Origin of the sequence: Micromonospora cathayae, from assembly GCF_028993575.1 — a bacterium.
Lineage (GTDB): Bacteria > Actinomycetota > Actinomycetes > Mycobacteriales > Micromonosporaceae > Micromonospora > Micromonospora cathayae.
Window position 1 is genome coordinate 4,125,226 of sequence record NZ_CP118615.1, and the last position, 17,962, is coordinate 4,143,187.

20 protein-coding genes are annotated in these 17,962 nt (G+C 74.3%); 18 read left to right on the forward strand and 2 right to left on the reverse strand.

Annotation, left to right across the window (positions count from 1 at the left end; genetic code table 11):
* Positions 1-28 precede the first annotated feature (28 nt).
* The 5 genes from PVK37_RS18865 (at position 29) to PVK37_RS18885 (ending at position 6,622) form a co-directional block, all read left to right on the forward strand.
* Complete coding sequence (locus tag PVK37_RS18865; RefSeq protein ID WP_275028796.1) at positions 29-1,876, forward strand: ABC transporter ATP-binding protein; 1,848 nt, start codon at positions 29-31, stop codon at positions 1,874-1,876.
* 142 nt (positions 1,877-2,018) lie between these two features.
* Entirely contained in the window at positions 2,019-4,313 is a 2,295-nt protein-coding gene (secA2, locus tag PVK37_RS18870) for an accessory Sec system translocase SecA2 (RefSeq protein ID WP_275028797.1), read from the forward strand.
* Positions 4,314-4,509: 196 nt separating this feature from the next.
* Positions 4,510-5,238, forward strand: a complete 729-nt coding sequence (locus PVK37_RS18875; protein WP_275035172.1) for a GAF and ANTAR domain-containing protein — start codon at positions 4,510-4,512, stop codon at positions 5,236-5,238.
* Positions 5,239-5,308: 70 nt separating this feature from the next.
* Positions 5,309-5,809: a DUF2231 domain-containing protein gene (locus PVK37_RS18880; protein WP_275028798.1), complete on the forward strand. Its 501-nt coding sequence runs from the start codon at positions 5,309-5,311 to the stop codon at positions 5,807-5,809.
* 51 nt (positions 5,810-5,860) lie between these two features.
* A complete protein-coding gene (locus tag PVK37_RS18885) occupies positions 5,861-6,622 on the forward strand; it encodes a class I SAM-dependent methyltransferase (protein WP_275028800.1) in 762 nt (253 codons plus the stop codon).
* A gap of 204 nt (positions 6,623-6,826) precedes the next feature.
* Here PVK37_RS18885 and PVK37_RS18890 read toward each other — a convergent pair whose 3' ends face one another.
* Both PVK37_RS18890 and PVK37_RS18895 read right to left on the reverse strand, forming a co-directional pair.
* On the reverse strand, positions 6,827-7,783 hold the full coding sequence (locus PVK37_RS18890; RefSeq protein ID WP_275028802.1) for a DUF3500 domain-containing protein: 957 nt from the start codon (positions 7,781-7,783) through the stop codon (positions 6,827-6,829).
* A gap of 6 nt (positions 7,784-7,789) precedes the next feature.
* The gene (locus tag PVK37_RS18895; protein WP_275028803.1) at positions 7,790-8,182 is read right to left on the reverse strand and encodes an ankyrin repeat domain-containing protein; all 393 of its coding nucleotides are present in this window, start codon (positions 8,180-8,182) and stop codon (positions 7,790-7,792) included.
* A gap of 59 nt (positions 8,183-8,241) precedes the next feature.
* Here PVK37_RS18895 and PVK37_RS18900 point away from each other — a divergent pair, with 59 nt between their 5' ends.
* The 13 genes from PVK37_RS18900 (at position 8,242) to PVK37_RS18960 (ending at position 17,945) form a co-directional block, all read left to right on the forward strand.
* Positions 8,242-8,619, forward strand: coding sequence for a signal peptidase I (locus PVK37_RS18900; protein ID WP_275028804.1), 378 nt, complete (start codon positions 8,242-8,244; stop codon positions 8,617-8,619).
* 111 nt (positions 8,620-8,730) lie between these two features.
* Positions 8,731-9,174, forward strand: a complete 444-nt coding sequence (locus PVK37_RS18905; RefSeq protein ID WP_275028805.1) for a cysteine dioxygenase — start codon at positions 8,731-8,733, stop codon at positions 9,172-9,174.
* Between the two features lie 25 nt (positions 9,175-9,199).
* Positions 9,200-9,691, forward strand: a complete 492-nt coding sequence (locus tag PVK37_RS18910; RefSeq protein ID WP_275028806.1) for a rhodanese-like domain-containing protein — start codon at positions 9,200-9,202, stop codon at positions 9,689-9,691.
* A gap of 45 nt (positions 9,692-9,736) precedes the next feature.
* Positions 9,737-10,327, forward strand: coding sequence for a winged helix-turn-helix domain-containing protein (locus PVK37_RS18915; RefSeq protein WP_275028807.1), 591 nt, complete (start codon positions 9,737-9,739; stop codon positions 10,325-10,327).
* 261 nt (positions 10,328-10,588) lie between these two features.
* Positions 10,589-11,194: a winged helix-turn-helix domain-containing protein gene (locus PVK37_RS18920; protein ID WP_275028808.1), complete on the forward strand. Its 606-nt coding sequence runs from the start codon at positions 10,589-10,591 to the stop codon at positions 11,192-11,194.
* A 175-nt stretch (positions 11,195-11,369) separates the two neighbouring features.
* The gene (locus PVK37_RS18925) at positions 11,370-12,005 is read left to right on the forward strand and encodes a nucleoside/nucleotide kinase family protein (protein ID WP_275028809.1); all 636 of its coding nucleotides are present in this window, start codon (positions 11,370-11,372) and stop codon (positions 12,003-12,005) included.
* Positions 12,006-12,129: 124 nt separating this feature from the next.
* Positions 12,130-12,528 carry a TraR/DksA family transcriptional regulator gene (locus PVK37_RS18930; RefSeq protein ID WP_275028810.1) on the forward strand — a complete coding sequence of 133 codons (399 nt, stop codon included), beginning with the start codon at positions 12,130-12,132 and terminating at the stop codon, positions 12,526-12,528.
* A gap of 57 nt (positions 12,529-12,585) precedes the next feature.
* Positions 12,586-13,500 carry a DUF72 domain-containing protein gene (locus PVK37_RS18935; protein ID WP_275028811.1) on the forward strand — a complete coding sequence of 305 codons (915 nt, stop codon included), beginning with the start codon at positions 12,586-12,588 and terminating at the stop codon, positions 13,498-13,500.
* Between the two features lie 246 nt (positions 13,501-13,746).
* Complete coding sequence (locus PVK37_RS18940) at positions 13,747-13,956, forward strand: hypothetical protein (protein WP_275028812.1); 210 nt, start codon at positions 13,747-13,749, stop codon at positions 13,954-13,956.
* Positions 13,949-14,377 (forward strand): DUF2267 domain-containing protein, encoded by a 429-nt coding sequence (locus PVK37_RS18945; protein ID WP_275028813.1) that lies wholly within the window; start codon positions 13,949-13,951, stop codon positions 14,375-14,377. The genes PVK37_RS18940 and PVK37_RS18945 overlap by 8 nt, the downstream gene beginning before the upstream one ends.
* 187 nt (positions 14,378-14,564) lie before the next feature.
* Entirely contained in the window at positions 14,565-14,807 is a 243-nt protein-coding gene (locus PVK37_RS18950) for a hypothetical protein (RefSeq protein WP_275028814.1), read from the forward strand.
* Positions 14,808-14,813: 6 nt separating this feature from the next.
* Positions 14,814-16,169: a cupin domain-containing protein gene (locus tag PVK37_RS18955; protein ID WP_275028815.1), complete on the forward strand. Its 1,356-nt coding sequence runs from the start codon at positions 14,814-14,816 to the stop codon at positions 16,167-16,169.
* 138 nt (positions 16,170-16,307) lie between these two features.
* Positions 16,308-17,945, forward strand: coding sequence for a lipase family protein (locus PVK37_RS18960; RefSeq protein WP_275028816.1), 1,638 nt, complete (start codon positions 16,308-16,310; stop codon positions 17,943-17,945).
* Positions 17,946-17,962: the final 17 nt, after the last annotated feature.

The window sequence follows — 17,962 nt, forward strand, 5'->3', positions numbered from 1 at the left end:
AGCGGTACCGGGCGGTTACCGTGTTGCGGTGACCACCGGACCATCCCCCCGCGTCGGACTCGCCGCCCTCCTGCCCTATCTGCGCGCCCACCGCGGCACCCTGGTCGTGGTGGGCGTGCTGTCGCTGGTCAGCGCCGGAGCCGCGCTCGCCCAGCCGCTGCTCACCCGGTCGCTCCTGGACGCCGTGTCGGCGTCCCGGGCGGTCGGCCCCATCGTCGGCGTGCTGGTCGCCGTGCTGGTGGTCGGCGCGATCCTCGACGGCTTCCGCAACTACCTGCTGCAACGCACCGCCGAGGGGCTGGTGCTCACCACCCGCCGCCGGCTCGCCGGCCACCTGCTGCGGCTGCCGATCGCCGAGTACGACCAGCGCCGCACCGGTGACCTGTTGTCCCGGGTCGGCTCGGACACCACCCTGCTGCGGGCGGTGGTCACCTCCGGCCTGTTCGAGCTGGTGACCGAGGTGGTCATGGTGGTCGGCGCGACCACCGCGATGCTGCTGCTCGACCCGCTGCTGTTCGGCGTCACCCTCGGCGGGGTCGCGCTCGGCCTCGCCTTCGCGCTCACCGTGGCCCGCCGGGTACGCGAGCTGTCCCGGGCCGCCCAGGAGCGGATCGGCGAGATGACCTCCGCCGTCGAACGGGCCATCTCCGCCGCCCGGACCATCCGGGCCAGCCGGGCCGAACAGCGGGAGACCGAGACCGTCGCGGCCAGCGCCGAGCAGGCGTACGCGGCGGGGCTGCGGGTGGCCCGGGTGCAGGCCGTGGTCGGCCCGGCCGGCACCATCACCATCCAGGGGGCGTTCCTGCTGGTGCTCGGCGTCGGCGGGTCCCGGGTGGCGTCCGGCGCGCTGAGCGTCGGCGACCTGGTCGCGTTCATCATGTTCCTGTTCTTCCTGGTGATGCCGCTCGGTCAGGCGCTGAACGCGTACACCCAGCTGCAGACCGGCCTGGGCGCGCTCCAGCGGATCGAGGAGATGTTCACGGTGCCGGTCGAGGGGGCCACCGACGCCGCCGGCGCCCCCCAGGTCCCGGCGTCCGGGGCCGTGCCGGCCGGCCTGGTAGCCGGAGCTGTCCCGGCCGGCCCGCCGCCCGGGGTCGCCCCGGCGGTCCCGGCGCAGACCCGGCCCACCCCACCGGTGGCTCCGGCGGCCATCGAGTTCGACCGGGTCGGGTTCGGCTACCCGTCCGGCGGCGGCCCGGTGCTGCACGAGGTGAGCTTCACCGTGCCGGCCGGCACCCGGACGGCCCTGGTCGGGCCCTCGGGCGCCGGGAAGTCCACGCTGCTGGCGCTGGTCGAGCGGTTCTACGAGGTCACCGAGGGCAGCCTGCGGCTGGACGGCGTCGACGTCCGGGACCTGCCCCGGGACGCGCTGCGGGCCCGGCTCGGCTACGTCGAGCAGGAGGCCCCGGTGCTCGCCGGCACCCTGCGGGAGAACCTGCTCATCACCGCCCCGGACGCCACCGAGGAGCAGCTGCACGCCGTCCTCGCCGAGGTCAACCTCACCGCGCTCGTCACCCGGACCTCGCAGGGGCTGGACGTACCGGTCGGTGAGGGCGGGGTGCTGCTCTCCGGCGGGGAGCGGCAGCGGCTGGCGATCGCCCGCGCCCTGCTGGCCGGGCCGCCGGTGCTGCTGCTCGACGAGCCGACCAGCAACCTCGACGCCCGCAACGAGGCGGCGCTGCGCCGGGCCATCGACGCGGCGGCCGAGCGGCGGACCCTGCTGATCGTCGCGCACCGGCTGTCGACCGTGGTCGACGCGGACCAGATCGTGGTCCTCGAGGGCGGCCGGGTGGTCGCCGTGGGCACCCACGACGAGCTGACCGAGACCAACCCGCTGTACCGGGAACTCGCCGCCCACCAGCTGCTGGTGAGCTGACCCGCCACGCGTACCGGCGTCGATTTCCCGCCCGTCGGCGCCAGCCGGGAGCAGGACGGACCGTCCCGGTCCCCGACACTCCGGGACGGTCGGGGGCGACCGGGCCGCGCCGGACGGCCCGGGTCGCGTACCGTTGCCGCTCATGGGTGTGTCGCAACGGTTGAAGACCAGGTTCCGGCGCTTCCTCCAGCGGCCGGGCAGCACGGTTGACCTGGCCCCGCTGGAGAAGCTGCTGCCGCAGATCGAGGCCCGCGAGGAGGAGCTCGCCGGGCTCGACGACGCGGAGCTGACCGAGGCCGCCGCAAAGGCCGAGGGGTACGTCGAGATCTGCGCCATCGGTCGCGAGGCGGCCCGGCGCGGGCTGGACCAGCGGCCGTACGACGTGCAGCTGCTCGGCGCGATGTCGCTGCTGTCCGGCAAGGTCGCCGAGATGGCCACCGGTGAGGGCAAGACGCTCACCGCCACCATCGCCGCGTACGGCCACGTGCGGCTCGGCAACGGCCCGGTGCACGTGCTGACCGTCAACGACTACCTGGCCCGCCGGGACGCGCAGTGGATGGAGCCGGTCTACACCCTGCTCGGGCTGACCGTCGGCTGGGTCAACGAGGCGTCCACCCCGCAGGAGCGGCGCGACGCGTACGCCCGTGACGTCACCTACGTCTCGGTCAGCGAGGCCGGCTTCGACTACCTGCGCGACCAGCTCGTCACCGACATCGACGACCGGGTGCAGCCGCCGCTGCGCACCGCCATCGTCGACGAGGCCGACTCCATCCTGATCGACGAGGCCCGGGTGCCGATGGTGCTCGCCGGTGCCGTCCCCGGTGAGCAGGACCCGGTGCACACCGCCGCCGCGCTGGTGCGCGGCCTGCGCAAGGGTAAGCACTACACGGTCGCCGAGGACGGTCGCAGCGTCGCCTTCACCAGCGCCGGCCTGACCACCGTCGAGGCCAAGCTCGGCGGCATCGACCTGTACGCCGAGGAGAACGTCGCCCAGCTCTCCGCGGTGAACGTGGCGCTGCACGCCCAGGCCCTGCTGCACCGGGACGTCGACTACATCGTCCGGGACGGCACCGTCGAGCTGATCGACGAGATGCGCGGCCGGGTCGCCCAACGCCGCCGCTGGCCGGACGGGCTCCAGGCGGCGGTGGAGGCCAAGGAGGGCCTGGACGCCACCGCCGAGGGGGAGGTGCTCGGCACCATCGCCGTGCAGGCGTTCGTCGCCCTCTACCCGAAGGTGTGCGGGATGACCGCCACCGCCGTGCTGGTCGGCGACCAGCTCCGCGAGTTCTTCTCGCTCGAGGTCGCGGTGATCCCCTCGAACACCCCGTGCGTGCGGGTGGACGAGCCGGACCGCATCTACGCCACCCGGGCGGAGAAGGAGGAGGCGCTGATCGACGAGATCAAGCGCTGCCACGAGGCGGGTCGGCCGGTGCTGGTCGGCACCCTGGACGTCAAGGAGTCCGAGCAGCTCGCCGCCGGCCTCAACGCCGCCGGGGTGCCGTGCGTGGTGCTGAACGCCAAGAACGACGACGAGGAAGCGGCGATCATCGCCGAGGCCGGCGCGTACGGGGCGGTCACCGTCTCCACCCAGATGGCCGGCCGGGGCGTGGACATCCGGCTCGGCGGCAGCGACCAGGCCGACCGGGACCGGGTCGCCGAGCTGGGCGGCCTGTACGTCATCGGCAGCGGCCGGCACGACAGCCGCCGGGTCGACGACCAGCTGCGGGGCCGCGCGGGCCGGCAGGGTGACCCGGGCGGCTCGGTCTTCTTCGTCAGCCTGGAGGACGACCTGGTGGTCCGACACGCCGCCGACGCCATCCCACCGTCGCCCCGGATGAACGCCGACGGCCTGGTCACCGACGACCAGGTCGACTTCGCGGTGGAGCACGCCCAGCGGGTGGCCGAGGGCGTCAACCACGAGATCCACCGCAACACCTGGCGGTACAGCGTGGTGATCGAGCAGCAGCGCAAGGCGCTCGCCGAGCGGCGGGAGCGGCTGCTGACCAGCGAGGTGGCGGCGCTGATGCTGCTGGACCGGGTGCCGGAGAAGGCCGGCGAGATGGACGAGGACGTGCTGACCCGGGTGGCCCGGTCGATCGCCCTCTACCACACCGACCGGCTGTGGGCGGAGCATCTCGCGGAGCTGTCCGAGGTACGCGAGGGCGTGCATCTGCGGGCGCTGGGCCGGCTCGACCCGCTCGACGAGTTCCACCGCTCCGCGGTGCCGGCGTTCAACGCGTTGATCCCGGAGATCGAGGCGCGCACCATCGCCACCTTCACCGAGACCGAGTTCGACGACGACTGGGAGCCGGACGCCTCCCAGTTGGTCCGGCCGAGCGCCACCTGGACGTACCTGGTGCACGACAACCCGTTCGGCTCCGAGCTGGACCGGCTCATCGCGTCGGTGGGCCGCCGGCTCAGCTCCGGGTCGCGCTGAGTCCGAGAAGGGGCCCTCCCGTACCGTGTCCGCTGCGGGGAGGGCCCCTTTCGTGCGGTTTCGGCCCGGGTTCGCGCGGGTAGTAGGCCGGGTCCGTGGAGTCGGGAGAAGACGACGTGAACATGACGGTACTGACGGTGGGGGGAGCCGCGTCCGACGCGGTGGCGGCGGAGGCTGCGATCCGGTGAACCTGGAGATGCACGATCCCGCGGTGGAGACTCTGGGCGTGTTGGAGACCGCGGGGCTGCTGCGGGAGTTGACCGCCGGTCTGCTCGAGGTGACCGACTTCGACGAGGCCCTGACCCGACTGGTCACCATCGCCCGGGACGCGGTGCCGGGGGTGTCCTGGTGCGGGTTCACCGTGCTGCGGGCCGGTGAACCGGCCGGGGTGGCCGCCTCGGATGCCCGCCTGGCCGAGCTGGACGACCTCGGACACGGCCCGGAGTCGCCGGCGATGAGCGCGATCCACCGCCGGGAGCTGGTGGTCTCGGCCGACCTGGCGACCGAGCAGCGGTGGCGGTCCTGGACGGACCGGGCCGGCGCGCTCGGCGTACGGGCCGTGCTGTCCGCCCCGGTGGACGTCGACGAACAGGTCATCGGCGCGCTCAACCTGTACGCCGACACGCCCGACGCGCTGACGGCACGGCGACAGCTCACCGCGATGCTGCTCGCCGAGCACGCCGGCCTGCTGCTGGCCGCGGTACGTGGCCGGGCCCGACAGGCCACCCTGGCCGCCGAGATCGACGGATCTCTTCTTCAGGAGGGTGTGGTCGGACAGGCGATCGGTGTCATCATGACTCAGCGGGGTTGCCCGGCACCGGAAGCGTTACAGGTGCTGCGCAGCGCCGCCACGGCGCTCTCCATACCGTTGCGGGAGGTCGCCGAGCGGCTGGTGGTCACCGTCTCCCGGCCCCGGGAGGGTTGATCGTTTGCCGTGCCGCCCGCCGGGTAGCAGTCCGGGGGTGAGGAGTTGAGCCGACCCCGGGGGAGGGGACATGCAGAGCCGACTGCGGGTGCACGGCCATCCGATCCAACCCATGCTGGTGACGTTCCCGTTCGGGCTGTTCGTCTGCGCGACCCTGTTCGACCTGTTCGACCTCGCCGGCGGTCCGGCCTTCCTCGGTGAGGTCGGCTACTGGACGGCGGTGGCGGGGCTGGTCGCCGCGGCGCTGGCCGGGATGGCCGGCATGGTGGACCTGTGGGACGTGCCGGCCGGCGCGACCCGGCGTACCGCGATCAGCTTCAACCTGGCCAACGTGCTGACGGCGGCGCTGTTCGTGGTGACCTGCCTGGTCCGGGCGGACGCGCCGGGGCGCGGGGCGTCCGGGGCGCTGATCGCCACCGAGCTGATCGCGCTCGCGGTGGGTGGGTTCGGCGTCTGGCTCGGCACCCACCTGGTCCGGCGGTTCGACCGGAGCCCGGTGGAGCCGGGCAGCCTCGACGCGCTCGGCGGGGTGTCCGGGTCCACCGTGGACATCGCGCAGCGGCGGGTCTGACCGCCGGTAAACCGGTTGTCGGGGCCGGCCGGGCCCGGTGAGACTGCCCCGGTGTCCACACACGACGACTTCGACGACCTGGTGGCCGAGGCGGTCGCGGTCCCGGTCCAGGGCTGGGACTTCGCCTGGTTGACGGGCCGGGCCAGCGAGGAACGACCCCCCTGGGGCTACGCCACGCTGCTGGCCGACCGGATGGCGCGGGCCGACAGCGCGCTGGACATCGACACCGGCGGTGGGGAGGTGCTCGCCGGCATTCCCCGACCGCCCCGGTCGCTGGTCGCCACCGAGGCGTGGCTGCCGAACGTGCCGGTGGCCCGCCGCAACCTGCGTCGGGTCGGCGCGACCGTGGTGGCCGTCGCCGACCGTCCACCGCTGCCGTTCCGGGACGCCGCTTTCGACCTGGTGACCAGCCGGCACCCGGTGGACACCTGGTGGCCGGAGATCGCCCGGGTGCTCCGCCCCGGTGGGCGGTACCTCTCCCAGCAGATCGGCGCCGGTCAGGTGCACGAGCTGGTGGAGGCGATGCTGGGTCCGGTGCCGGTGGGTGCGGAGCGTCGCCCCGAGCGCCTGGTGGCCGGGGCCGAGGCCGCCGGGTTGACCGTCGTCGACCTGCGGGAGGCCACTTTGCGGACGGTCTTCCACGACATCGCGGCGGTGGTGTGGTTTCTGCGCAAGGTGGTCTGGACGGTCCCGGACTTCACCGTCGAGCGGTACCGGCCGCAGCTGCGCCGGCTGCACGAGCGGATCGTGGCCGAGGGGCCGTTCGTCGCGCACGCCCGCCGCTTCCTGATCGAGGCGGTCCGACCGGACTGACCGTCGGTCCGGCCTTCGGCGCGGCCTGGCCTGTCGGTCCGGCCCGACCGTCGGCGCGGTCTGGCCTTTGGATCGGTCCGGCCTTTCGACCGGCCCGGCAGGGGCTGGCCGCTGGCGCGGCGCTTCCCCGTCCGAGCGGTCGGACCGACCGTCGCGCCGGCATGACCGGGGCCGCCCGGTGTGACCGGAGCCGGCGGTCGGGGGTCACCCGGAGTGGGGGTGGGCCTCGGCGTGGTGGGCGGCGAGCAGGTCGGCGCCGAAGTCGGCCGACGGGCGACGCAGCACGGTGTGCGCGTGGTTGCCGTCGGCGGCGGTGTTGTCGTACTCGATCAGCAGGTCGTCGCCCTGTACCCGGTAGTAGTGGCGCTGCCCCGGCCCGGCCGGCCCGGCCCAGGCGAAGTGCAGTTCCCCGCCGGTCAGCCGGTGCGCCTGCCGGGCGGCCAGCTCGGGCGGGAGCCGGTCGAGGTAGAGGGCGACCACCTGGTCGAGCAGCGCCCGGCCGGTCGGCCCGAGCCGGCTGGCGGGCACGCCGAGCGGGTCGATCCGGCCGGGCGCGGTGGGCCGGGTGGCGCTGATGATGTCGTCGGGGGCGTGGTCGGCCACCACGGCGGCGGCACGGGCCGCGGGTCCCATCGTGTCCAGCAGCGCGCGGGCCAGGTCCTCCTCGGCCGCGAGCGGTCGGGAGACGGTCCGCCCGGCGTACCGGACGGCGGCCGGGTTCGCGCCGAGGAAGATCGGGGCGGGGGAGACCTCGTCGGCCACCACGGTCATGCTGACCGACAGGTGGTGCCCCTCCACCCGCCACGCCCACCGGTCGTCGTGCGCCGGATCACCGAAGACGGCCACCCAGTAGTCGGCGCTGTGCCGGCCGCGCCGCCAGCCCTCCGCGCGGTCCAGCACCTCCTCCAGCGACATCACCGTCATCGCCTGGGCGTACGCGTGCGGGCTGAGCGCGGTGGCCAGCAGCCGGTGGGTGGCCTTGCGGCCGGCCCGGTCCAGGTCGGCCAGGCAGACCCCGGCCCGGGGACGCGGCCGGTACTCCAGCCATTGGCGGGCCTGGTCGTCGAACGGGTGGGCCGCCGCGGCGCGGGCCGGTTCGTCGAGCGTGGTCAGCAGCGTCGTGGCGGCGGCGCGCATCCGTTCCGGCAGGGGATCCTCCATGGTGGGTCAGTCCTGGCCGAGCAGCGCCAGCATCGGCGCGAGGTCGAAGAACCGGGCGGTCTCCACCGCCGACGGGCTGCCGTGGTCCGGGTCGGCCCCGGCGGCGAGCAACGCCCGGACGGCCTCGGCGCTGCTGCGGAAGACGGCGGCGGCGAGCGCCGTCTGCCCCCGGTCGTTGGTCCGGCCGTGGTCGGCGCCCCGGTCCAGCAGCGCGGCCACCGTCTCCGGGTGGGCGTGGTACGCGGCGAGGATGAGCAGGGTGTCGCCCTTGCTGTTGGTCAGGTTGACCGGCAGGCCGGCGTCGACCTGGGCGGCGAGTTCCCCGGTGGCACCGCCCCGGGCCAGGTCGAACATCCGGTGGGCGAAGGCCAGGGTCGCGTCGTCCAGCTCCTCGGTCACCCGCCCAGGGTAGCCAGCCCCGGTTGCTAGCCTGCGACGCCACGACGGACGGGAGCACGATGGACGACAGCGTGTACGTGGGCAACGCCGGGCGTGACGGCGCCGGCAACGGCGGCTGGTTGCTGGGGCACTTCATGGCCGACGGCGACGTGCGGCACAGCACCGACGTGGAGGTGAAGTGGGGGGTGCACGCGGCGGGGGAGCGGCGCGAGCGGTGGGCGACCGGTGAGCGGCGTACCGCCCTGCTGGTGCTGGTCAGCGGGGCGTTCCGGGTGGAGTTGCCGGACCGTACGGTGCGGTTGGGCATGTCGGGCGACTACCTGCTCTGGGGTCGTGGCGTGGATCACTCGTGGTACGCCGAGCGGGATTCGGTGCTGGTCACGGTCCGCTGGCCGTCGGTGCCGGGTTACCGGGTCGGGCCGCCCGTCCGGCCCTGAGCCGACGGACCACGGCCGGTGTCCCAACTTTCGGGAAAGCCTACTAACCCGCTAGGTTTTAACGGTTATTCTGGGTTCGCTTCCGTCGCCCGAGAGTCACGAGGAACCACCATGGACCGCCGCACCGAACCGGACCTGCTCGCCGTCGCCCGCCACCACGCCGCGTCGCCGCTGCCGATCCGGTTCGATCCCGTGGACCGGTGGTACACCCGGCTCGCGGCCCAGCGCGACCACGAGGTCTGGCTGCTCACCTGGCTGCCCGGCCAGGGCACCGACCTGCACGACCACGGCGGTTCCGCCGGGGCCTTCCTGGTCGTCTCCGGCACCCTGACCGAGGAGGTCGTCGTCGGTGGGCGGCTGCGCCCGCACCAGCTCACCCCCGGCCTCGGGCGTAGGTTCGGTGTCCGACACGTGCACCAGGTGACCAACCGGGGAAACCAGCCGGCGGTCAGCGTGCACGTCTACCGTCCCGCCCTGCACCGGATGACCCGTTACCGCCTCACCGACGGCCTGCTCCAGGTCGCCGAGGTCGCCCACGCCGGCGTGGCCTGGTGAGGCCCTGATCCACCGGAGGAGCACGATGCACACCACCGACCTCTGTCCCGGCCCCACCGTCACCGCGCCGCCCGGCTCGCGCGGCATCGACGAGATCCTCGCGGCCGCCCGCGCCCGACTGCACCGGCTCGACCCGGAGCGGGCGCACGTGGCCCACCGGCGGGGCGCGCTGCTGGTCGACATCCGGCCGGCCGCCCAGCGCGCCGCCCACGGCACCGTCCCCGGTGCGCTGGCCGTCGAGCGCAACGTGCTGGAGTGGCGGTTCGACCCGCGCTGCGCCGCCCGGCTGCCGCAGGCGGTCGGGTACGACCTCCAGGTGCTGATCCTCTGCCAGGAGGGCTACACCTCGTCGCTCGCCGCGGCCGCGTTGCAGGACATCGGCCTGCACCGGGCCACCGACGTCATCGGCGGTTTCGCCGCCTGGTCGATCGCCGGGCTACCCACGCTCGGCCCGACCGTCCTGAAGGCACCGGCGCCCACCGTCGCGCCGGTGGCCGTCCGACCCACGCCGTACTGACCGCCGACCCGGCGCGTCGCGCGGCACCCAGAGCAGGGAGACAGCATGTCCATCTTCGCCACGTCCGCGCGTCCGTACCCGGCGCCCCGCCTGGTCGCACCGCCGCGACCCCGGGTGGCCCCGGCCCTGACCATCACCGTCGACGTCACCCCCGGCGCGGTGACCCCCCGGCTGGCCCGCCTGGTCGAACTCCTCAACGAACTGGCCGAGACGGGCGAGGGGGTGCTCCGGGTGCAGGGGCTGGACCGGGTGGCGCTCGCCGAGGCGCCGGTGGAGCCGGCCCGCCGGGAGCCGGCGCCCGCGCCGACTCCCGTACCCCGTCGACCCGGCCCGCAGACGTTGACCCTCTCGGTCGCCGCCCGGGACGCGCGGTGGGGCTCCCGGGTCGTCGGTCTGACCCGGATCGAGTTCGACCTGCTGCTCTTCCTGGCCGAGCACCCGCGCCGGGTGTTCACCCGGCGGCAACTGCTCGCCGGGGTGTGGGGACACGAGCACTCCGTCACCCGGACCGTCGACGTGCACGTGCGCCGGCTCCGGGCCAAGGTCGGCGACACCGTGCCGTTGGTCACCACGGTGCACGGCGTCGGCTACCGGCTCGCCGACGACGCGCCGGTGGTCATCGACCGGGACCACTGATCCTTTCCGGCCGGGAACGGAAGTCTCCCCGGGCACCGTCAGATGGATGTGAAAGCCGCAAGGCACCCCCGCATCGGGCCTTCCCGACGCTTCTGCTGTAATCATCTTCGTACGCAGAGCGAGCATTCGGCTCCGATGTGTTCGCCAATTGTCACATTCCAGCAACACGGCCGCCCTTGATTCTCGTACTGGTACCGGGAAGCATCGATCGAAGGAGCGTTCCCGGGCCGTGGGGAGACACTGGACCAGCCAAGGAGGACCATGTCGGTCAGCCCCGCCTCGTCGCGCGCCGGATGGCATACGTCCCAGCCCGTGGTCCCCGGTCGTCCCCCCGCCGGCCAGCGCCGTCCGGCCAGCACAGCGGCCCCCGTCCTCACCGTGACCCTGTCCATCCCGCTCGCCTCCGACGAGGCGCTGACCCCGGCGGCCCGCCGACTGCTGGACGCCGCCCGGGAACTGCTCGAGCGCGGGGAGGGCGTGGTCACCGCCGTGCCCGCGGCGGACCGTCGCCCGGAAGCCGTCCCGTCGGGTCGTACGCCGTCGCGGGCGGTCGCGCCGACCGTGCCGGCCCTGCACATCCTCGCCGCCTCCCGGTCGGTGCTACGCGACGGCGAGCCGCTGCCGTTGACCCGGCTGGAGTTCGACCTGCTGCTGCACCTGGTCGCCCACCCGCGCCGGGTCTTCACCCGGCTGCAACTGCTCAACGCCGTCTGGGGGTACGAACACGCCGGGGTGCGGACCGTGGACGTGCACGTGCGCCGGTTGCGCGGCAAGGTCGGGGTGGACGTCCCGCTGGTCACCACGGTCTACGGTGTCGGCTACCGGCTCGCCGACGACGCCCGGGTAACCGTCGACCGGACGGGCTGACCGCCGCCCGCCGCAACCGTCCGGGCGAAGTGCCGGCGGTGGCCGGGTTCCCGGTTCCGGCCCCATGGCTGCCCCAGCCGGTCCGCCCGGCCTCGACCGGTGCGTCCGGCACCAGGGGCCTGCCTCGACCGGTCCGTCCGGTCCCGGCGACGGGCCGGTCCGGCACCATGGTCGGATGCGGATCCGCCCCATCTCCGTCGAACGGCTCGTCGCCGAGCTGACCGACCGACTGATCGACACCCCGGTCGCCGGACGGCTCCGGGTCGCCCTGGACGGCGCGCCCGCCGCCGAACCCGACCGGCTCGCCGAGGCGCTGGTCGACCCGCTGCGTGCCGCCGGCCGGGCGGTGCTGCACGTCCGTACCACGGACTTCCTCCGGCCGGCCTCGATCCGCCTCGAACACGGCCGGACCAACCCCGACGCGTACTACGAGGGCTGGTACGACGAGCAGGGGCTGCGCCGCGAGGTGCTGGACCCGGCCGGGCCGGCCGGTGGGGGTGACCTGCTGCCGTCGCTCTGGGACGCCCGTACCGACCGGGCCAGCCGGGCCGGCTACGTCCACCTGCCACCCGGCGGCGTGGTGCTGGTCAGCGGCCCGCTGCTGCTCGGTGGCGCGCTGCCCTTCGACGTCACCGTCCACCTGGCGCTCTCGCCGGCCGCGCTCCGCCGCCGCACCGACCCCGACCAGGAGTGGACCCTGCCGGCGTTCATCCGGTACGCCGAGGAGGTCGTCCCGGACTCCTTCGCCGACGTGGTGGTCCGGGTCGACGACCCCCGCCACCCCGCCCTCGTGGAGTCCTCCGCAGGATGACGGAAATCCGCGGTTTGATCCACCGCAAGGTTGGGTACTCGGCCGGCTCACAAGCGGACCGTCGCCGGACGTGACCGCCGGCGGCTCGGGGTCCTTCCCGATCCCAGAGGAAAGGCAGGCAGCGATGCTCGTCCACGACACGGTCGGAACGGGCCGATCCCCGCAGGACGTCGACCGGATCCGGCTCTCCCTGCAGGCACGCTACGACGAGCTGTCCGCGGAGTACGAGCAGGCGGTGCTGGACAGCCAGGTGCTGCGGCTGGTGGAGGTCGGCGACACGGCCGGGGACGACCAGGCCGACAGCGGCACCAAGACCGCGGAACGGGACACCGCGCAGTCCCTGCTGCGCACCATCCTCGACCGGCGGGCCCAGTTCGAGCACGCGCTGGCCCGGCTGGAGGAGGGCACCTACGGCAACTGCGAGGGCTGCTCCGCGCCGATCCCGGTGGAACGGCTGGAGATCTTCCCCTCCGCCACCAGCTGCGTCACCTGCAAGCAGAGCCGCGAACGGCGCGCCGCCTGACCGCCGGTACCCGGGCCACCGCTCCGGCGTCGCGCCGGAGCGGTGACCGTCGTCCCGATGGGTGACATCCTGGTCGGCACGGCCTCGTGGACCGACCGCACCCTGCTGGAGTCCGGCTGGTACCCGGCCGGGGCGGACACGCCCGAGCGTCGGCTGGCCCACTACGCCCGGTGCTTCCCCATGGTCGAGGTGGACGCCACCTACTACGCCCCACCCGCCGAGCGGACCGCCCGGCTGTGGGCCGACCGTACCCCGGCCGCCTTCACCTTCAACGTCAAGGCGTTCAGCCTCCTCACCGGACACCCGACCCGGGTGTCCGCGCTGTACCGGGACCTGCGTCCGGAGACCGGGAAGCGGACCGTCTACCCGGGCGACCTGCCCGCCCAGGCGTACGAGGAGGTCTGGACGCGCTTCCTCTCCGCGCTGGATCCGCTGGTGGCGGCGGGCAAGCTGGGTGTGCTGCTGTTCCAGTTCCCGCCCTGGTTCACCCTCCGGCGGGACAACAAGGAGTACCTGGTCGAGGTGGCGGGGCGCTGCGCGCCGCTGCGCCCGGCCTTCGAGTTCCGGCACGCCTCCTGGTTCGCCGGTGACAACGCCGCCGAGACCCTCGACCTGCTGCGCCGGCACCGGCTGACGTACGTCTGCGTGGACATGCCGCAGGGCCACCGCTCGTCGGTGCCGCCGGTGCTGGCGGCCACCACCGACCTGGCCGTGGTGCGTTTCCACGGGCACAGCGACAAGTGGACCAGCCGGGACATCCACGAGAAGTTCGGGTACCGCTACTCGGACCGGGAGCTGCGCGGGTGGGTGCCGCGGCTGCGCGAACTGGCCGACCGGGCGGACCGCACCCACGTCCTCATGAACAACTGCTACCGGGACTACGCGCAGACCAACGCGGCCACCCTCGCCGGCCTGCTCGACACCGCCCACGCCGGCCCGCGGCGCAAGGGCGCACCGGCGCGGCGGGGCTGAGCGGCGGCGACCCGTGGCTTTAGGCCCGGCTGACCGTCCGGGGCGTCGGGTCCGGGTGTCGGGGCCGGCCGGTGGTCCGGGCATCGGGGGCCGGGCGGCGGGCCCGGCCGGTGATCCGGGCGGCGGGAATCACCCGCCGAGGGTGAGGACGACTCACCCCGGTGCCGGGGACCGTGAGGGCGTGTGCGGTGGTGCGAGCCGGCCGCCGCGTGCGGCGCGACGACGGGCAGAACGGGGGTGCGCGACGTGACGGTTCGAGTGGACCGCCGGCACGACACGGTGGAGCGGCACGGCACGGTGGTGCGCGTGGCCGGGACGCCGAACCTGCGGCCCGGCTGCGTGGCCCGGCCCGGGCGGGTGAGCCCGACCCGGCAGTGGCGGGCCCCGGGCGCGCCACCACGGCGCGACGACCATCGACGGTGGGAGACCGACGGACGGGGGTGGGCACATGGCTAACGAACCGAACTCGGTGTTCGAGTCATCGCTGGACAAGACGAATCTGATCCTCAAGGACATCGAACAGGCGTACGGCTGGTCCAAGGACCGCCGCAACCAGTCCTTCGCGGCGCTGCGTACCGTCCTGCACCTGCTGCGCGACCGGCTGCCGGTGCAGGAGAGCGTCGAGTTCTCGGCGCAGCTGCCGGTGCTGGTGCGGGGCGTCTACTTCGACGGCTGGGACCCGTCGAACGTGCCGATCAAGCTCAACCGGGAGGACTTCCTGTTCGAGGTCCGGCAGGGCTTCCCGTACGAGACCGAGGGCGGCCCGGAACGGGTGGTGCAGGTGGTCCTGGACACCCTGCGCCGGCACGTCACCCAGGGCGAGTGGGCGGACGTACGGGCCACCATGCCGGGCGACCTGGCGAAGATGATTCCCTGACCCGGTACGCGCCACCGGCGGGCCCGTCGGCGATCACCGGCGGGCCCGCCGCAGCGGCTGGGCCGATCCGCCGGTACGCCCGTGGCCTGCCGTCTACGGTGGGGTTAGAGAAGATCGCGCGGCGGGTACCACCGGCCGTACGACCACCCCCGACGTAGGGCGGGGCGGCACATCCGAGGGAGCACCGATGGCACTCAACGACGACGACATCACCACGACCGGCGGCGGCGGGGCGGAGGGTCCGGCCGACGGCGGTGCCACCCCCGGTCAGCAGGACGGCGGCGCCGACGGCGGGGCGGAGGGTCCGGCCGACGGCGGTGCCACCCCCGGTCAGCAGGACGGCGGCGCCGACGGCGGCGCGGAGGGCCCGGCTGACGGGGGCGCCACCCCGGGCCAGCAGGACGGCGGCGCCGACGGCGGCGCCCGGTAACGCCTGATGACGACCATCGACCCGCCGGGCGGCCGTGCTGGCCGCCCGGCGGTTCCGGCTGTCCCGACCCGCGACTCCGCCGCTGCCGTCGGCTCCCTGGCTGCCTCCGCCGCTGTCGTCGACTCCGCCGGCACCGGCGCCCCGGCCGCCCTCGCCGCGTTGGCCCGGTGCGTGGCCGTCGAACCGGCGAAGTTCGCCGCCGCCCACTGGGGACGGGCCCCACTGCTGTCCCGGGCCGCCGAGCTACCCCGGCCGGCCGGCTTCACCGACCTGCTCAGCCCCGCCGACGCCGACGAGCTGCTCAGCCGGCGCGGCCTGCGTACCCCGTTCCTGCGGATCGCCCGGGACGGCCAGCTCGTGCCGGCGGCGCGGTGGACCGGCGGTGGCGGGGCCGGCGCCGAGGTCGGCGACCAGGTGCTCGACGAACGGGTCATGGAGCAGTACGCCGACGGCGCGACCCTGGTCCTGCAGGGCCTGCACCGCACCTGGCCGCCGCTGATCGACCTGGCCCGCGACCTGGGTCTGGCCGTGGGGCAGCCGATGCAGGTCAACGCCTACCTCACCCCGCCCGGCAACCAGGGGTTCGCCACCCACTACGACACCCACGACGTCTTCGTGTTGCAGGTGGACGGCCGCAAACGGTGGCGGATCCACCCGCCGGTGCTGCCGGACCCGCTGGAACGGCAGCCCTGGGGCGGTCGGGCCGACGAGGTCTCCGCCACCGCCGAGGGTCCCGCCGCGCTCGACGTGGTGCTCGAACCCGGCGACGCGCTCTACCTGCCGCGCGGCTGGCTGCACAGCGCCCAGGCGCAGGAGTCCAGCTCGCTGCACCTGACCATCGGGGTACGGGCGCTGACCCGGTACGCCATCGTCGAGGAACTGCTCGGCCTCGCCGCCGAGGATCCCCGGCTGCGGGCCGGCGTGCCGTTCGGCACCGACCTGGCCGACCCGGAGGCGGTGGAACCCGAGCTGACCGAGACCGTCGACGCGCTCCGCGACTGGCTGCTGCGCGCCGACCCGGCGGCGGTCGCCGACCGGCTGCGTCAGCGTCTCTGGCCGGCGGCCCGACCCGCGCCGATCCGCCCGCTCGCCCAGGCCGCCGCGATCCACGCGGTGAACCTCGACAGCACCCTCACCCTCCGCGCCGGGCTGCGGTGGCAGCTCGTCGGGGACGGCCCGGACCGGGTGGCCCTGCGGCTGTTCGACCGGACCATCAGCTGGCCGGCGGTGTGCGGGGAGGCGGTCCGGGCGTTGCTCACCGGCACGGTGTCCCGGGTCGGTGACCTGCCCGGCCTCGACGACCCCGACCGTGTCGTGGTCGCCCGCCGGCTGCTGCGCGAAGCCGTCGTCGTCCCCACCTGACCGGTCGCGTGCCGCCCCGGCACCCGCCCGTGCCGCCCCGGCACCCGCCTCTTTGTGGGCAATCCGGCGCATTGCCCGCCATCGGGTCGGTCGCTGGTGGAGCCTGCCAGAGGGGAGGTACGCCGGAGGGAGGGCGCGGTGCGGGGACGGGACCGCCGGCTGCTCGGGTTGCTCGTCCTGACCAGCCTGTCCCCGATGACCGAGGCCGTCGTGCTGGTCGCGATGGGATTCCGGGCCGCCGAGGGACTGGCCCCGCAGAACGCCTCCGTGTGGCCGTACGACACCTACCACGACCTGCGCTGGCTGTACGTCTACCACGAATCCTGGCCGCACTTCCTGTTCTGGCTGGGCATGCTGGTGGTGAGCCGGGGCCTGTTCCACACCCTCCTGGTGGTGCTGGCCTGGCCGACGGAGGTACCCCGACCGCCGGTGCGCTGGCTGCTGCGGCGCAGCCTGGTCCTCGCCCTGGTGCTGGCCCTGTTCGTGACGCCGTGGGCGGTGGTCTCGGTGGCCGCGTCGGTGGTCGCGTTGTCCTGGGTGCTGCTGGCGTCGCTGCTGCCGATGGTGCTGCTGGCGCCGTTCCTGCAACGGGCCGCCGTGGTACCCGACTGGTGGCGGGGACTGCCGTCGGTGTCGATGGTCGGCTGGTCGCTGCTGAACTTCGTGGTGCTGACCGTGGCCGGGGCGTTGTGCTGGAGCGTGCCGGGCTGGTGGACGGTGCCGGTCGCGGCGGTGGCCGGGCTGGTGAACGGGCTGCTGTGGAACCGGACGATCCGCTCCGCGCTGCTGGTGTCCCGGGTCAGGTGGGCCCGGATCCCGGTCACCCCGCTGGCGGCGCTGCTGGCGCTCGCCGTACCGGCGGTCGTCCCGCTGCTGGTCAACGTGCTACCCGCCGGTGACCTGCAGATCGAGGCGGTGGTGCTCGACCGCCGGCTGCCACCGGAGGTCGACCAGGCGGTGCTGGTGCTCGCCGGCTACGGCTCCGCCTACCACGGCGAGCGGCCCCCCGACCCACGGGTGCGGCGGTTCTCCTACCGGGGGCTGGGGCCGGACGGGCAGCCCCTGCCGTACGGTCCGCCGGACACCACCATCGCGGTCACCGAGAGCGTACGGCTGCTCGGGGAACAGGTGGACCGGCTGCACCAGGAGACCGGCCGGCCAATCGCCCTGGTCGGGGAGAGCGAGGGGGCCGTGGTCGCCCGCACCTACCTGGCCCGGCGTCCGCACCCGGCGGTCGAGTCGCTGGCCATGTTCAGCCCGTTGATCAACGCCGGACGGGCCTACTACCCGCCCCCGCACGTCGACCGGGGTTGGGGGGTGGTCACCGGCTGGCAACTGCGGGTCATGTTCGGGCTGGTCGACGTGCTCGGCGGTCCGGGCCAGGGGCCGGACGAGCCGTTCATCCGTTCGCTGCTCGACGACGCGCCGTTCTACCGCAACCAGCTCATGTGCCCGGTGCCCGGGGTCCGGGTGGTCGCCTTCCTGCCCACCACCACGGCCGCCGAGGCCCCACCCGGGGAGTTCAGCCGGATCCCGGTCTTCCAGATCCCCGGCGTCCACGGTGGGCTGCTCGGCCGGAATCTGGTGCAGAGCAGCCTGATCAGCTTTCTCGAAGGTAAGCAGGTGCAGCGGATCCGCAGCGACTACGGGCTGATCCAGCGGCTCGGGGCCGCCTGGCAGGCACCACCGCTGCCGCTCGCCGCCAACCCGGCCTGGGCGGGCGACCCGCAGCCCGACCCCGCGTTCACCGGCCGGGTCTGCCTGCCGCCCCGCTGACCGGCGCGGCCTGCGGT

Bases quoted from the DNA above. Each gene is read 5' to 3' on its own strand.
- PVK37_RS18875 (WP_275035172.1), top strand. From the start codon at position 4,510: ATGCACGATCCCGCGGTGGAGACTCTGGGCGTGTTGGAGACCGCGGGG.
- PVK37_RS18945 (WP_275028813.1), top strand. From the start codon at position 13,949: ATGGCTAACGAACCGAACTCGGTGTTCGAGTCATCGCTGGACAAGACG.
- PVK37_RS18920 (WP_275028808.1), top strand. From the start codon at position 10,589: ATGTCGGTCAGCCCCGCCTCGTCGCGCGCCGGATGGCATACGTCCCAG.
- PVK37_RS18930 (WP_275028810.1), top strand. From the start codon at position 12,130: ATGCTCGTCCACGACACGGTCGGAACGGGCCGATCCCCGCAGGACGTC.
- PVK37_RS18910 (WP_275028806.1), top strand. From the start codon at position 9,200: ATGCACACCACCGACCTCTGTCCCGGCCCCACCGTCACCGCGCCGCCC.
- PVK37_RS18935 (WP_275028811.1), top strand. From the start codon at position 12,586: ATGGGTGACATCCTGGTCGGCACGGCCTCGTGGACCGACCGCACCCTG.
- PVK37_RS18925 (WP_275028809.1), top strand. From the start codon at position 11,370: ATGCGGATCCGCCCCATCTCCGTCGAACGGCTCGTCGCCGAGCTGACC.
- PVK37_RS18905 (WP_275028805.1), top strand. From the start codon at position 8,731: ATGGACCGCCGCACCGAACCGGACCTGCTCGCCGTCGCCCGCCACCAC.
- PVK37_RS18915 (WP_275028807.1), top strand. From the start codon at position 9,737: ATGTCCATCTTCGCCACGTCCGCGCGTCCGTACCCGGCGCCCCGCCTG.
- PVK37_RS18900 (WP_275028804.1), top strand. From the start codon at position 8,242: ATGGACGACAGCGTGTACGTGGGCAACGCCGGGCGTGACGGCGCCGGC.
- secA2 (WP_275028797.1), top strand. From the start codon at position 2,019: ATGGGTGTGTCGCAACGGTTGAAGACCAGGTTCCGGCGCTTCCTCCAG.
- PVK37_RS18890 (WP_275028802.1), bottom strand. From the start codon at position 7,783: ATGGAGGATCCCCTGCCGGAACGGATGCGCGCCGCCGCCACGACGCTG.
- PVK37_RS18950 (WP_275028814.1), top strand. From the start codon at position 14,565: ATGGCACTCAACGACGACGACATCACCACGACCGGCGGCGGCGGGGCG.
- PVK37_RS18880 (WP_275028798.1), top strand. From the start codon at position 5,309: ATGCAGAGCCGACTGCGGGTGCACGGCCATCCGATCCAACCCATGCTG.
- PVK37_RS18955 (WP_275028815.1), top strand. From the start codon at position 14,814: ATGACGACCATCGACCCGCCGGGCGGCCGTGCTGGCCGCCCGGCGGTT.